13 protein-coding genes are annotated in these 13229 nt (G+C 70.8%); 7 read left to right on the plus strand and 6 right to left on the minus strand.

Annotated elements, in window-relative coordinates:
* Nucleotides 1-5: 5 nt before the first annotated feature.
* Complete coding sequence (locus tag AC3EO4_RS24845) at nt 6-692, minus strand: histidine phosphatase family protein (RefSeq protein ID WP_379568912.1); 687 nt, start codon at nt 690-692, stop codon at nt 6-8.
* A 101-nt stretch (nt 693-793) separates the two neighbouring features.
* Here AC3EO4_RS24845 and AC3EO4_RS24850 point away from each other — a divergent pair, with 101 nt between their 5' ends.
* Both AC3EO4_RS24850 and AC3EO4_RS24855 read left to right on the plus strand, forming a co-directional pair.
* Complete coding sequence (locus tag AC3EO4_RS24850) at nt 794-1741, plus strand: aldo/keto reductase (RefSeq protein ID WP_431898085.1); 948 nt, start codon at nt 794-796, stop codon at nt 1739-1741.
* Between the two features lie 200 nt (nt 1742-1941).
* Complete coding sequence (locus tag AC3EO4_RS24855) at nt 1942-2820, plus strand: hypothetical protein (RefSeq protein WP_431898086.1); 879 nt, start codon at nt 1942-1944, stop codon at nt 2818-2820.
* Between the two features lie 89 nt (nt 2821-2909).
* Here AC3EO4_RS24855 and fabI read toward each other — a convergent pair whose 3' ends face one another.
* Entirely contained in the window at nt 2910-3674 is a 765-nt protein-coding gene (gene fabI, locus AC3EO4_RS24860) for an enoyl-ACP reductase FabI (protein WP_379568918.1), read from the minus strand.
* A gap of 2 nt (nt 3675-3676) precedes the next feature.
* Nucleotides 3677-4372: a beta-ketoacyl-ACP reductase gene (locus AC3EO4_RS24865; protein ID WP_379568920.1), complete on the minus strand. Its 696-nt coding sequence runs from the start codon at nt 4370-4372 to the stop codon at nt 3677-3679.
* A 77-nt stretch (nt 4373-4449) separates the two neighbouring features.
* Here AC3EO4_RS24865 and AC3EO4_RS24870 point away from each other — a divergent pair, with 77 nt between their 5' ends.
* Nucleotides 4450-5943 carry a TldD/PmbA family protein gene (locus AC3EO4_RS24870; RefSeq protein WP_431898088.1) on the plus strand — a complete coding sequence of 498 codons (1494 nt, stop codon included), beginning with the start codon at nt 4450-4452 and terminating at the stop codon, nt 5941-5943.
* Between the two features lie 14 nt (nt 5944-5957).
* Nucleotides 5958-7313: a metallopeptidase TldD-related protein gene (locus AC3EO4_RS24875; protein WP_431898090.1), complete on the plus strand. Its 1356-nt coding sequence runs from the start codon at nt 5958-5960 to the stop codon at nt 7311-7313.
* 33 nt (nt 7314-7346) lie between these two features.
* Here the strand turns inward: AC3EO4_RS24875 and AC3EO4_RS24880 are convergent, their stop codons facing one another.
* On the minus strand, nt 7347-8396 hold the full coding sequence (locus AC3EO4_RS24880) for a linear amide C-N hydrolase (protein ID WP_379568926.1): 1050 nt from the start codon (nt 8394-8396) through the stop codon (nt 7347-7349).
* Between the two features lie 89 nt (nt 8397-8485).
* The gene (locus AC3EO4_RS24885) at nt 8486-8698 is read right to left on the minus strand and encodes a dodecin (protein WP_379568928.1); all 213 of its coding nucleotides are present in this window, start codon (nt 8696-8698) and stop codon (nt 8486-8488) included.
* Between the two features lie 99 nt (nt 8699-8797).
* Between AC3EO4_RS24885 and AC3EO4_RS24890 the strand changes: the two genes are divergently transcribed.
* A complete protein-coding gene (locus AC3EO4_RS24890) occupies nt 8798-9112 on the plus strand; it encodes a DUF3099 domain-containing protein (RefSeq protein WP_488186354.1) in 315 nt (104 codons plus the stop codon).
* Between the two features lie 258 nt (nt 9113-9370).
* On the opposite strand, the gene AC3EO4_RS24895 is transcribed toward AC3EO4_RS24890, so the two are convergent.
* Complete coding sequence (locus AC3EO4_RS24895) at nt 9371-10180, minus strand: NTP transferase domain-containing protein (RefSeq protein WP_431898092.1); 810 nt, start codon at nt 10178-10180, stop codon at nt 9371-9373.
* A gap of 459 nt (nt 10181-10639) precedes the next feature.
* Here AC3EO4_RS24895 and AC3EO4_RS24900 point away from each other — a divergent pair, with 459 nt between their 5' ends.
* Together AC3EO4_RS24900 and helR are read left to right on the plus strand one after the other, a co-directional pair.
* Nucleotides 10640-10879, plus strand: a complete 240-nt coding sequence (locus tag AC3EO4_RS24900) for a glycosyltransferase (protein ID WP_431898094.1) — start codon at nt 10640-10642, stop codon at nt 10877-10879.
* A gap of 178 nt (nt 10880-11057) precedes the next feature.
* Nucleotides 11058-13205 carry an RNA polymerase recycling motor ATPase HelR gene (helR, locus tag AC3EO4_RS24905; RefSeq protein ID WP_431898096.1) on the plus strand — a complete coding sequence of 716 codons (2148 nt, stop codon included), beginning with the start codon at nt 11058-11060 and terminating at the stop codon, nt 13203-13205.
* The last annotated feature ends 24 nt before the right edge of the window (nt 13206-13229 follow it).

The raw sequence follows: 13229 nt of genomic DNA on the forward strand, positions 1-13229 counted from the left end.
CGACCTTACGTGGTTCCTGGTCCGCCGCCGACGGCGGCATCGCTCCCGGTGATGTTTTCTCCCCCGTCTTTCTCCTCCGAACCCTCAGGAAGCCGCAATTCCCCCACATCGTTAAGCCTGAGAACAAAGGGACGCAAGGGGGTATAACGAATGATCGTTACGGAGGCCGGATCAGCAGTTATGCGCTGAAACTGATCGAGGTGGAGCCCGAGAGCGTCGGCCACGATCGCCTTGATGACGTCACCGTGCGTGCAGGCCAGGTAGACGCCTTTCTCCCCGACCCGCTCGTTCCAGTCACGCACCGCGGCCACCGCGCGGTGCTGCACGTCGGCCAGCGCCTCTCCCCCGGGGAAGACCGCCGCGCTCGGGTGGGACTGGACGACCTGCCACAGGGGCTCCTTGGCCAGCTCCTTCAGCGGGCGTCCCGTCCATTCGCCGTAGCCGCACTCGCCGAACCTGTCGTCGGTCTGGATCTCCAGGTCCCTCGCGTCCGCCACGGCCTGGGCGGTCTCCTGGCAGCGATCGAGCGGGCTCGAGACGATGGCGTCCAGCCGTACCGCGGCCAGCCGCTCGGCCAGCGCCTTGGCCTGCGCGCCTCCGGCGTCGCTGAGATGAACGTCAGGGGTCCAGCCGGCGAGGACGGGACCGGTCAGAGCGGTGAGGCCGTGTCTGGCCAGGAGGACGGTCGCCATGAGACAAGTCTTGCAGGCGTCGATCACGTTTCTTTGCCTGGGCTGACGGTAGCCTGGCCGAATTCCTGGCCGAGATCGACAGATGGGAGCGCCAGAGCTTCATGGAACAACGCTATGTCGGTCGGAGCGGCCTTTCGGTGTCCCGTCTCGGCCTCGGCACGATGACGTGGGGCAGGGACACCGACGCCGAGGACGCGGCCGCTCAGCTGCGCACCTTCGCCGAGGTCGGCGGCAACCTGATCGACACGGCCGACGTCTACACGGGCGGCGACGCCGAGCGGCTGCTCGGGCGGCTGCTCAGGGACGCGGTGCCACGTTCGGAACTGGTCATCTCCACCAAGGCCGTGCTCACCCCGGCCGCGCGGCGTCCGCGCGACGCCTCGCGGCGCCATCTCATCGCCGCCATCGACGCCTCCCTCACCCGGCTCGGCGTCGACTACGTCGACCTGTGGCAGTTGCACACCTACGACCCCGAGGTCCCGCTGGACGAGACGCTGGCGGCCCTCGACGCGATCGTCGCCTCCGGCAGGGCGGTCTACGCGGGCGTGTGCGACTACGCCGGCTGGCAGCTGGCCGCCGCCGCCGTGACGCAGCGCGCCACCCCCGGCCGGATCCCGATCACCGCGGCGCAGGTGGAGTACTCGCTGCTGGCCCGCGACCCCGAGCGCGAGGTGCTGCCCGCGGCCGACCACGTGGGCGCGGGAGTGCTGGCCTGGTCGCCGCTCGGCAGGGGCGTGCTGACGGGCAAGTACCGCACCGGCGTCCCGGCCGACTCTCGAGCGGCCACGCCGCACTTCGCCGACTTCGTCCGCCCCTACCTGGACGAGCGCTGCCGCAGGGTGGTGGAGTCGGTCACGACGGCCGCGGAGGGGCTGGGCGTCTCCCCGCTGTCGGTCGCCCTGTCGTGGGTGCGCGACCAGCCGGGAGTCTCCTCGGCGATCGTCGGCGCCCGCACCCACGCTCAGCTGAGCGGCATCCTGCTGTCGGAGGACGTGGTGCTGCCGCGCGAGATCCGCGAGGCGCTCGACGACGTCTCCTCCGTCGACTGAGCGCCGCGCGGGCCCGGTAATACGGGCGTGCGCCGAGACGATCAACGTGAGTAGGCTGATCGTCTCCATAGCGCATCGGGGGCCGACAGAACGAGAGTCACCCTCGCGTATCACTAGTCGATATCGAATCGTAACTTTGCGTGGAAATCGGCTCCGACTCCACAAAGCTATCCATCGGGCGAACAACACAGGAGGGGTAGATGGGCGTAGGACGCCGCAGAACCGCGGTCTCGGCCGGCCTCCTCGCGCTGGCGCTGGCCGCGCTCCCGATGAGTGCGGGGTCCGCCGCGGCGCAGGCGCGCGACTGCGAGCGCGGCGGCGGGCTGCTGTCCGGCGTGACCAACGGGGTGTGCGACCTGGTCGACGGCGTCACCGACGCGGTCGACGGCGTCACGGGCAACGCGCTCAGCCCGGTGACCGAGGGCGTGGACAAGGCCGCGGGCACCGTCCTGGCCCCCGTGGGCGAGGTCGCGCCCACCGACAAGCCCGCGCCCGCCTCCACCCGCTCCCCCGGCGGCCAGCGTGACGAGCGGCCACCGGCCGGCGACGGCGGCCTGGTGTCGAGCACGCTGGAGGACGTCTGCCTGCCGGCCCTGGCCTGTGAAGGCGAGGGCGTGCTGAGCCCGGTCGGCGAGCCGGCGCCCCGGCCCTCGGCCGCGCCGAAGGCCACCTCCGGCCCCTCGCCCTCGCCGAGCGCCCCGCCCGCCAAGCGGCGCAAGGACTCCAAGACGCTGCCCGTCGAGCCGGCAACCCCGCCCATGAGCAGGCCCCAGCTCATGCAGAGCACCGACGAGGTCGTCACGGCCGAGCCCGAGCCCGTCGACCCCGACGATCCCCGGGTGGAACTGCTGTGGCCAGGCCCGTTCTCCGAGAAGCTGTCCGACCACATCGGCGGCCGGGTCGTACGGCCGACCGAGCCCGACTCCGACGTGCTCGGAACGGCGCTGACGGCCGTGCTGCTGGCCTCGGCGGTGCTGGCGGCCAGGGTGATGCAGTCGCGCCGCGGCCGTGACGACCGCGGCGAGTCGATCCCGTTCGAGCCGGTGCGCGTGAGCGGCGGCCGCCACCGCCTGGCCTGACCGCGCGAGGCGGCGGCCACCGATGATCCGGTGGCCGCCACGCCCTCCGCGACGGACGGGACCACACGCCGGAGACTACGCGCGGGAACCTAGACGCCCATGGCGTGGACGCCGCCGTCGACGTGGACGATCTCGCCGGTGGTGGCGGGGAACCAGTCGGACATCAGCGCCACACACGCCTTGGCGGCCACCTCGGTGTCGGCCAGGTCCCAGCCGAGCGGCGCCTTCTCCGGCCAGCTGTCCTCGAACTCCTTGAAGCCGGGGATGGACTTGGCGGCCATCGTGCGCAGCGGCCCCGCGGCCACCAGGTTCACCCTGATGCCCTGCTTGCCGAGGTCGCGGGCCAGGTAGCGGTTAGCCGACTCCAGGCCCGCCTTGGCCACGCCCATCCAGTCGTAGACCGGCCACGCCTTGCTGGCGTCGAAGTCGAGGCCGACGACGGAGCCGCCCTCCTTCATCAGCGGCAGGCAGGCCACCGCGAGCGACTTGTAGGAGTAGGTGGAGATGTGCAGCGCGGTGGCGACGTCCTCCCACGTGGTGTTGAGGAAGTTGCCGCCGAGCGCGGTCTGCGGGGCGAAGCCGATGGAGTGGACGACGCCGTCGAGGCCGTCGACGTGCTCGCCGACGCGGGCCGCCAGGGTGTCGAGGTGCTCGTCGTTCTGGACGTCGAGCTCGATCACCGGCGGCGTCTGCGGGAGCCGCTTGGCGATGCGCTCGACCAGCGACAGCCGGCCGAACCCGGTCAGCACGACCGTGGCGCCCTGCTCCTGGGCCAGCTTGGCCACGGAGAAGGCGATGGAGGCGTCGGTGAGGACGCCGGTGACGAGGATGCGCTTGCCTTCGAGGATGCCCATGATCAGTGCCCCATTCCGAGTCCGCCGTCGACGGGGATCACTGCCCCGGTGATGTAGGAGGCGTCGTCGCCGGCCAGGAAGCGGACGACGCGCGCGATCTCCGCGGGCGCCGCCTGGCGGCCCAGCGGGATGTTCTTGACGATCGCCTCGTGGTCGAGGTCGGCGGTCATGTCGGTCTCGACGAAGCCGGGGGCGACGACGTTGACCGTGATGCCGCGCGAGCCGTACTCGCGGGCCAGGGAGCGGCCGAAGCCGATGAGGCCTGCCTTGGAGGCGGCGTAGTTGGCCTGTCCCGCCTGGCCGGACATCGCGACGACGGAGGAGATGAGGATGATGCGGCCGCGCTTGAGCTTCATCATGGGCCTGATCGCGCGCTTGGCGACCCGGTAGGCGCCGGTGAGGTTGGCGTCGATGACGTCGGTGAAGGTGTCCTCCTTCATCATCGCCAGCAGGGTGTCCTTGGTGATGCCCGCGTTCGAGACGAGCACCTCGACGGGGCCCTGCTCGGCCTCCACCTTGGCGAAGGCGGCCTCGACGTCCTCCGAGCTGGTCACGTCGCAGCGGACGCCGAACAGCCCCTCGGGCGGCTCCCCTGATCGGTAGGTGACGGCGACGTTGTCGCCTGCCGCGGCCAGTTCGCGGGCGATCGCGAGGCCGATGCCGCGATTGCCTCCGGTGACGAGTACAGAGCGTGCCATGAGACCTGACGCTATCTCTTACCGGCCGGTATCCCGTTGTCCGGGAGGCACAAGATCACAGGGCTAGGATCGTTGACATGCGCCAGATCGATGCCGATTTCCTCGCCCTGCCGCTCAGGCAGCTCGCGGACGCCGCACTTCAGCGCGCCCGCGACCTCGGCGCCTCCCACGCCGACTTCAGGCTGGAGCGCGTGCGAGCCGAGTCCCTCTCCCTCTACGACGCGCGGCTCGAGGGGGCCGTGGACGCCGACGATCTCGGCTACGCCGTACGGGTGGTCAAGAACGGCACGTGGGGCTTCGCCGCGGGCCTGATTCTCACCCCCGAGGCGGCCGCGGACGTCGCGGCGCAGGCCGTCAAGGTCGCGGAGGTGAGCGCCCCGATCAACAGGGAGCCCATCGAGCTGGCGCCCGAGCCGGTCCACGGCGAGGTCACCTGGGTCTCCGCCTACGAGATCGACCCGTTCGCGGTGCCGCAGAAGGAGAAGGTGGCGCTGCTGGCCGACTGGTCGGCGGGACTGCTGAAGGGCGCCGACCACGTCAGCGCCAGGCTCCTGCAGGTGAAGGAGCAGAAGTTCTACGCCGACACCGCCGGCACGGTCACCACCCAGCAGCGCGTGCGGCTGCATCCCGAGCTCAACGCGATGAAGGCCTCCGCGGGCGGGTTCGACGACATGTCGACGATCGCGCCGCCCGTCGGCCGCGGCTACGAGTACCTCACCGACGGCTCCTACGACTGGCAGTCCGAGCTGGCCGCGCTTCCCGAGCTGCTGGCCGAGAAGCTGGCCGCGCCCTCGGTCGAGGCGGGCGACCACGATCTGGTGATCCACCCGTCCAACCTGTGGCTGACGATCCACGAGTCGATCGGCCACGCCACCGAGCTCGACCGCGCCCTCGGCTACGAGGCGGCCTACGCCGGCACCAGCTTCGCCACCTTCGACCAGCTCGGCTCGCTCGTCTACGGCTCGCCGGTCATGAACGTCACCGGCGACCGCACGGTCGAGCACGGCCTGTCGACGATCGGCTACGACGACGAGGGCGTGGCCACGCGAGAGTTCGACATCGTCAAGGACGGCATCCTGGTCGGCTACCAGCTCGACCGCAGGATGGCGCTGATGAAGGGCCTGGGCGCGAGCAACGGCTGCGCCTTCGCCGACGCGCCCGGCCACATGCCGATCCAGCGCATGGCCAACGTCTCGCTCAAGCCGGATCCCGCGGGCCCCTCGACCGAGGAGCTGATCGGCCGCGTCGAGCGCGGCCTGTACATCGTCGGCGACAAGAGCTGGTCGATCGACATGCAGCGCTACAACTTCCAGTTCACCGGGCAGCGGGCCTTCCGCATCGAGAACGGCGCCCTCGCGGGCCAGGTGCGCGACTTCGCCTACCAGGCGACCACGACGGACTTCTGGGGCTCGATGGAGGCCGTGGGCGGGCCGCAGACCTACGTGCTCGGCGGCGCCTTCAACTGCGGCAAGGGCCAGCCCGGCCAGGTCGCCCCGGTCAGCCACGGCTGCCCCTCGGCGCTGTTCCGCGGCGTCAGGATCCTCAACACCGTCCAGGAGGGTGGAAAGTGACGTCTCCTCAGGAAATGGTCGAGAGGGCGCTGGAGCTCTCACAGGCCGACGACTGCGTCGTGATCGCGGACGAGGGCTCGACGGCCAACCTGCGCTTCGCGGGCAACACGCTGACCACCAACGGCGTCGCCAGGTCGTCGCAGCTGACCGTGATCTCGATCGTGGGCGCGGGCGTCGGCGTGGTCTCCCGCGCCGCGGTACGGCCCGAGCAGCTCGCCGAGGTGGTCGCCGCGGCCGACGAGGCGGCGCGCGAGGCCCAGCCGGCCGAGGACGCCAGGCCGCTGCTCGAGGGCGCGGGGTCGAGCGCCGCCTGGGCCGAGCCCGTGCTGCCCACCTCGATCGGCGTGTTCGGCGACTTCGCGCCGGCGCTCGGCGAGACGTTCGCCGCGGCCGAGGCGGGCGGCAGGAAGCTGTACGGCTTCGCCGAGCACACGCTGACGACGTCGTTCGTCGGCTCGTCGAAGGGCCTGCGGCTGCGCCACGACCAGCCGACGGGCCGCCTGGAGCTGAACGCCAAGTCGGCCGACCTCAAGCGCTCGGCCTGGACGGGCGTGGCCACCCGCGACTTCTCCGACGTCGACGTGGCCGCGCTCGACTCCACGCTCGCCCAGCGCCTCGAGTGGGCGAAGAACCGGATCGACCTGCCCGCGGGCCGGTACGAGACGTTGCTGCCGCCGAGCGCGGTCGCCGACCTGATGATCTACATGTTCTGGTCGGCGGGCGCCCGCGACGCGCTCGACGGCCGCACGGTCTTCTCCAAGGCCGGCGGCGGCACCCGCGTCGGCGAGCGGCTGTCCCAGCTGCCCATCACGCTGAGCAGCGACCCCGCCGCCCCCGGCGTGCAGTGCGCGCCGTTCGTGACCGCGCACGCGGCCAGCCGCCGCAGTTCGGTCTTCGACAACGGGCTGCCGCTCGCGGTGACCGACTGGGTGAGGGACGGCACGCTGTCGGCTCTGCTGCAGACCCGGTACTCGGCGGAGCTGAGCGGCCTGCCCGTGACCCCCGCGATCGACAACCTGATCATGCGGGGTGGCGAGGGTGGCAGGTCGCTGGAGGAGATGATCGCCTCGACCGAGCGTGGGCTGCTGGTGACCTGCCTGTGGTACATCCGCGAGGTCGACCCGCAGACACTGCTGCTGACCGGCCTGACCCGTGACGGCGTCTACCTGGTCGAGCACGGCGAAGTGGTCGGCGAGGTGAACAACTTCAGGTTCAACGAGAGCCCCGTCGACCTGCTCGGCCGGCTGACCGAGGTCGGCGAGAGCCGGCAGACGCTGCCGCGTGAGTGGAACGACTACTTCAGCCGCACGATCATGCCGCCGGTCAGGGTGCCGGACTTCAACATGTCGACGGTCAGCCAGGCGAACTGACCGTTCGCCCGGCCTTCGGTCCGCCCGCGGGGCTCAGCCCTGCGGGCGGGCGATCGACAGCGTGTGCACCTTCCCCCAGCGCTTGGCCGTGACCAGCCTGGCCGTGCCGGCCTTCAGGTCGTAGACCACCGACCAGCGGGTGTGGCTCTGGGCGACGCTCTTCAGCAGGTCGAGGCCGTCGGCCGGGGAGTCGATGGTCCTGGAGAGGATCTTGTACCGGTCGTCGGGCGTGCCGCTGACGACGCTCCAGTTGGTCAGCACGCGGTCCTTGCTGACGTTCATCCTGCCCTTGCCGAACTCGACCACGGCGGAGGCGCCGCTCCTGTCGGCGATCAGGTAGTGCACCTGGGGCCCGCCGCTGAAGTCGATGTTGTAGCCGCGCATCAGCGCCACCGCCTCGTCCACGGTGGCCGCCCTGTCGAGCAGCACCCGCATGATGCGCACGCTGGAGAGCGTGGGTTTGCCCTTCATGGGGGCCGGCAGGTCGGCGTTGGGCGTCGACGCCATGCCGACCGCCAGCCCCTTCTCGTTCATGCCGTCGAAGGGGGCGAGCACGGCGTGGCCGAGCCTGCGCCGCTGGCCGGGATCGCTCAGGTTCGCGGGACCCGTCTTGCCGAGCAGGTAGACGGCGTCGACGACCGACAGCGACGCGTAGCCGTCCGGCGGGTCGGCGCGCACGACGATCGCCGGGTCGGGGTCCCAGTCGAAGTTGCGGCCGAACTCCGTGCCGCGGTGGTACAGCGAGCACGCCCAGCCCTCGGCCTTGCGGGCGAGCTCGTCCTCGGTGAGCGGCGCCTCGGCGTCGTAGCCGCCGTAGAAGGTCATCTCGTACATCGGCAGGTCGTCGAGCTGCCTGATGCCGGCGCTGGTGCGGGCGACCTCGTCGGCCGTCTGCCGCAGGACGGGCCTGGAAGCGGCCTGCACGGGCTCGGCCGGCGCGGTCTCGGTGTCCGCCCTGGCGGCCGGGTCCTGCGCGGCCGGCTCCTGCCCGCCCGAACACGCGGCCACCAGCGGTACGGCCAGCGCCAGAGCGGCCAGCGCTCTGCGTAACGCCCGCGGCCGGGCGCCGAGGAGCGGTGTCATCACATGATCCCTTCGCCGAGCCCCGTTGGTACCGGAGTATGCCCCGAGGGCCCGGCGAAGTCACGTCCCGCACGGAACGGCGACAGAGATCAGGCGTCCTCCAGCCTGAAGCCGACCTTCATGCCCACCTGGTAGTGGGCGATCTCCCCTTGGTCGATGTGCCCGCGGATCTCCGTGACCTCGAACCAGTCGAGGTGACGCAGCGTCTCCGAGGCCCTGCGGATGCCGTTGCGGATGGCGTGGTCGAGGCTCTCCCCCGAAGTGCCGACTATCTCGGTCACCCGGTACGTTCGATCCGACATAGCTGCTCCTCCCTTACCTGAAAGCCATGATCGCATGACCGGCCGTACCGTCCATGGGGCTCATCGCGCCCGCGCCGTCCGAGGTCTACGGTGGAAGACGTGAGGGGTTGGCGGCGCAAGAAGGACGTGCACCGGGTGACCGACGCCCGGCCGTCCCTCAGCGCGGACATCAACCGCCGGGAGAAGATCTATCTCATCCAGATGGGCATCCGCACGATCTGCCTGATCCTGGCGGTCGTGGTGCCGGTGCCGTGGCCGTACCGGCTGCTGTTCATCGCGGGCGCGATCTTTTTGCCATACATAGCCGTTATCGGCGCCAATGAGCGAGGAAGAGATGCCCCGCCTCCGACCTTTTCCACCCCTGCTCCTGACCAAGACGAGATACCGCATCACCGACGCGAGATCGGGTCGTGACTAAGTCTTGACGCATCCCACGGGTTGTAGGTGTACGCTTTAGCCAAGCGCTCCGGTCCCCCGTCGGAGTGCTGGTGCCGGCGTTCCGGGCCCCCGTCGGAACGCCGATGAAGCGATGCCGGGTGGTTTGCCCCCGTAACCACCCGGCATCGCCCTTTTCTCCCTTAATTTCGTTCCGGCCCGCCGGTCGGATAGGCGTGCTTTCCCAAAATCGTTTGCCGGCGGGTTCACAGGAAATCTTCAGCTTGACCCTGATCTTCAGTCGTCGGTCAAGGTCTCTGTCGTGGCACGTTCCCAGTTACGGGCCAGTCTTGTGAGGCGTTCGACGGCGTCGCCGGGCGCCGTTCCCGCGCCCTGTGCGAGGCCGAGCAGATAGGCGGTGAGGGGGGCGGCGGGCCGGGCGACGCCGTGGGCGACCTCCTTCGTCAACTCCAGGATGAGGTCCCTGTCGACCCTGGCGGGGTCGACACCCAGTTCCTTGCAGGCCAGCGCGGTCCACTCGGCCAACACGTTCATCTGTGCCACCTTTCTGAGATCGTCCATAGTGTCGCAGTCGAGCCAGGGAGTGCCCGGCAGGCGCAGCCGTACAGGGTCGAGGGGGGCGAGCAGGCCGTGCAGGGAACGGCCCTCGTACCCGTCGAGCGCCGCGCGCAGCGGGGCGGCGCGCCAGACCCCGGCCAGCCACTGCTCACGGCCGCCGTCGTCGAGCAGCACCGCGCCGGCCCGCTGCCCGCGTTCCTCCCGGGCGGCGGCCTCCAGCAGGGCCTTCACGTGTTCGGGCGCCATGAGCGGCAGGTCGCCCGCGAGCAGCGCCACCCACGGGGCCCGCACCAGCGCCAGGCCCGCCCGCAGCGCGGGGACGGGTCCGCCGCCCACCGGCTCCTCACGGGTGAAGACCGCGCGGGGAAGATCACGCGAGGGGCCCACCACGACCAGGCGGCCGGCGTCCGGCACGGCGGCGGCGACCCGCTCCAGGAGAGTCCTGCCGCCGAGGCGAAGCCCCGGCTTGTCCCTGCCACCCATCCTGCTGGCCGCGCCGCCCGCGAGAATGATCGCGTCATGCCCCATGTGTCACACCGTACGGTGTTCACCGGGATGATCACACGGGTCCACGGCGGCCCGTCCCTGGCGGCGGGTCCCGGCGGGGCGGGTCGAGCCGACCCTCCCGGCCGGCGGCGACTGGTGATCGCACGGTAGCGTGCACGCGTTCGGCGGGCTCCGCCCAGCGCGCGTGCGGCGCGGCGACGAACTCCGTCGGCGTGGCGGCGCTCTCGACGACGTTCGAGCCGGCCTCGCTGGGGAGGGTGGAGAGCTTCTCGTTTCGCGGTTGCGCCGACGGGACCGGCGCGTGTGGCGCGCCGCCGCCTCGTGAAGGGCCGGCCGTCCACAGCCGACGATGAGGGAAAGGGGAGTGCCCGCTCCTTTCCACTCTCAACGTATAGCGCACCGGGGGGCTTGCGGCAAGACCCGGGTCATGCCGCAGAATCGTCGGCCGAAGGCCAGAAGCTGCGGAAACGGGGATGCGAAGTGCGCGTGTTGTTGGTGTCGTACGGGTCGCGCGGGGACGTCGAACCCATGGTGGGTCTCGCGATGCGGTTGCGGGCGCTGGGCGCGGAGGTGCGGATGTGCGCGCCGCCTGACTTCGCCCCCGAGACCCGCGCACGAGCGGCCGCCGTGGCCGGCACGATCCGCGTCGACGGAGCCACGGTGGCCGCGACGCTGCTGGTCGACGCGATCAGCCGAGAAAGGCCGCCTGTGTCCGCGTGACCCACGCGGGACAGTCGAGCCAGGACCCAGAACACGAGTACGTGCAAGCTCTGGCGACCTGAACCGGCGACGGCCACGGGGTCCATGTCTCGTCATGGCTCCCAGGTTCGTCACGCCGGTCCAGGCGCCTTGCCGCGCGCGTCATGGTCGCAAGCGACCGCAGATCGGAGCCAATGACGTGAACCCCTTGACCACCAGCGCGTTCGACCTTCCCGACAACCTCGCGCCCAAGGCCGACCCGGCGCTGATCGCCGGCGACGAGCAGCACTTCGCGGCCATCGCGGCGAGCCTCGAGCAGTCGATCGCCGAGCTGTCCGACCGCCTCGACGCCGAGCGCAGGGCCCCGGGCGGCAAAGGCAGGCAGGCGATGGACCGGGACCTGGAGGTCCACCGGCTGACCGGTCGCCTGCGCGCCCTGCGTCGCTTCGGTTTGGACCTGTGCCTCGGGCACATCGTCAGCGCGGACGACCCCGAGCCCGTGTACATCGGACGACTCGGCCTCACCGACAGCACGGGTCGTCGGCTGCTGCTCGACTGGCGCTCCCCCGCTGCCGAGCCGTTCTTCGGAGCCACCCACGCCAACCCGATGGGCCTGGCAAGCCGCCGCAGGTATCGCTGGACCCGCGGCCGGATCAGCGACTACTGGGACGAGGTGTTCACCTCGGACGGGTTCGAAGGGCACGCCGCGCTCGACGACCAGTCCGCCTTCATCGCCAGCCTGGGCAGCCACCGGTCACCCCGGATGCGAGACGTGCTGGGCACCATCCAGGCCGACCAGGACGCCATCATCCGCGCGGGATCCCGCGGCGCTCTCGTCGTCGACGGCGGTCCTGGAACGGGCAAGACCGTCGTCGCCCTGCACCGCTCCGCCTACCTCCTCTACTCCGACCCTCGCCTCGGTCACCGCCGGGGCGGCGTGCTGTTCGTCGGCCCGCACCAGCCGTACCTGGCCTACGTCGCCGACGTCCTGCCCAGCCTCGGGGAGGAGGGGGTGCAGACCTGCACCCTGCGGGACCTCGTCGCCGAGGGAGCCGCGGCAGCGATCGAGACCGACCCGGACGTGGCCCGCCTGAAGTCGTCCGCGAACCTGGTGAAGGCGATCGAGCCGGCCGTCAGGTTCTACGAGAACCCGCCCACCAAGGGGATGACGGTCACGACCCACTGGTCCGACATCTGGCTGAGCGCCGACGACTGGGCCGAGGCGTTCGAAGCAGCGGAACCCGGTACTCCGCACAACGAGGCACGCGACCAGATCTGGGAGGAGCTGCTCACGATCCTGGTGGACAAGCACGACGGCGACGCGCCGGAGAACCTGCTGCGCAAGTCGCTGCTGCAGAACAGGGAGCTGCTGACGACGTTCAACCGCGCGTGGCCGCTGATCGAGGCGGCCGACCTCGTCGGCGACCTGTGGTCGGTGCCCGCCTACCTGCAGATGTGCGCTCCCTGGCTCAGCCCCGACGAGATTCGCAAGCTGCAGCGCGAGGACGCCCAGGCCTGGACGGTCTCCGACCTGCCGCTGCTGGACGCGGCGCGGCAGCGGCTCGGCGATCCCGAGGCGTCACGACGCAAGCGCCGGCAGGAAGCCGCTCTCGCCGCCCAGCGCGAGCGCATGGCCGAGGTCGTCGACAACCTGATCGAGGCCGACGACGACGGCGAAGGCCTCGTGACGCAGCTGCGCCGAGCAGACTTCCAGCGAAATCTGGTCGACGAGTCCGAGCTGCCCACCATCGACTCGGACCTGCTCGCCGGCCCGTTCGCGCACATCGTCGTGGACGAGGCCCAGGAGCTGACCGACGCGGAGTGGCAGATGTTGCTGCTGCGGTGCCCGTCACGGAGCTTCACCATCGTGGGGGATCGTGCCCAGGCCAGGCACGGGTTCACGGAGTCGTGGCAGGAACGGCTGGAGCGGGTCGGGCTCGACCGGATCAACCTGGCCTCCCTGAGCGTCAACTACCGCACGCCGGAAGCGATCATGGCGGAAGCCGAGCCGGTCATCAGGGCCGTGCTCCCGGACGCCAACGTGCCGACCTCCATCCGCGCCGGCGACGTGCCCGTCGTCCACGGATCCGCCTCGGAGCTCGACTCGATCCTCGACACCTGGCTCGCCGCGCACGCCGACGGGATCGCCTGCGTCATCGGCGATCCCACGTTCCCTGGGACGTCCCGCGTCCGGTCGCTGACCCCGGAGCTGTCGAAGGGGCTCGAGTTCGACCTGGTCGTCCTCATCGATCCGGAGGCGTTCGGCGAGGGCATCGAAGGAGCGGTCGACCGCTATGTCGCGATGACCCGAGCGACCCAGCAACTCGTCATCCTCACGAGCTCCTGACGTCGGCCGAACGCCCGCACCGGG

This window comes from Nonomuraea sp. bgisy101 (genome assembly GCF_057708945.1).

Excerpts from the sequence above, each read along its gene's own strand:
- AC3EO4_RS24845 (WP_379568912.1), bottom strand. The coding sequence starts at position 692 with ATGGCGACCGTCCTCCTGGCCAGACACGGCCTCACCGCTCTGACCGGT.
- AC3EO4_RS24850 (WP_431898085.1), top strand. The coding sequence starts at position 794 with ATGGAACAACGCTATGTCGGTCGGAGCGGCCTTTCGGTGTCCCGTCTC.
- AC3EO4_RS24855 (WP_431898086.1), top strand. The coding sequence starts at position 1,942 with ATGGGCGTAGGACGCCGCAGAACCGCGGTCTCGGCCGGCCTCCTCGCG.
- fabI (WP_379568918.1), bottom strand. The coding sequence starts at position 3,674 with ATGGGCATCCTCGAAGGCAAGCGCATCCTCGTCACCGGCGTCCTCACC.
- AC3EO4_RS24865 (WP_379568920.1), bottom strand. The coding sequence starts at position 4,372 with ATGGCACGCTCTGTACTCGTCACCGGAGGCAATCGCGGCATCGGCCTC.
- AC3EO4_RS24870 (WP_431898088.1), top strand. The coding sequence starts at position 4,450 with ATGCGCCAGATCGATGCCGATTTCCTCGCCCTGCCGCTCAGGCAGCTC.
- AC3EO4_RS24875 (WP_431898090.1), top strand. The coding sequence starts at position 5,958 with ATGGTCGAGAGGGCGCTGGAGCTCTCACAGGCCGACGACTGCGTCGTG.
- AC3EO4_RS24880 (WP_379568926.1), bottom strand. The coding sequence starts at position 8,396 with ATGACACCGCTCCTCGGCGCCCGGCCGCGGGCGTTACGCAGAGCGCTG.
- AC3EO4_RS24885 (WP_379568928.1), bottom strand. The coding sequence starts at position 8,698 with ATGTCGGATCGAACGTACCGGGTGACCGAGATAGTCGGCACTTCGGGG.
- AC3EO4_RS24895 (WP_431898092.1), bottom strand. The coding sequence starts at position 10,180 with ATGGGGCATGACGCGATCATTCTCGCGGGCGGCGCGGCCAGCAGGATG.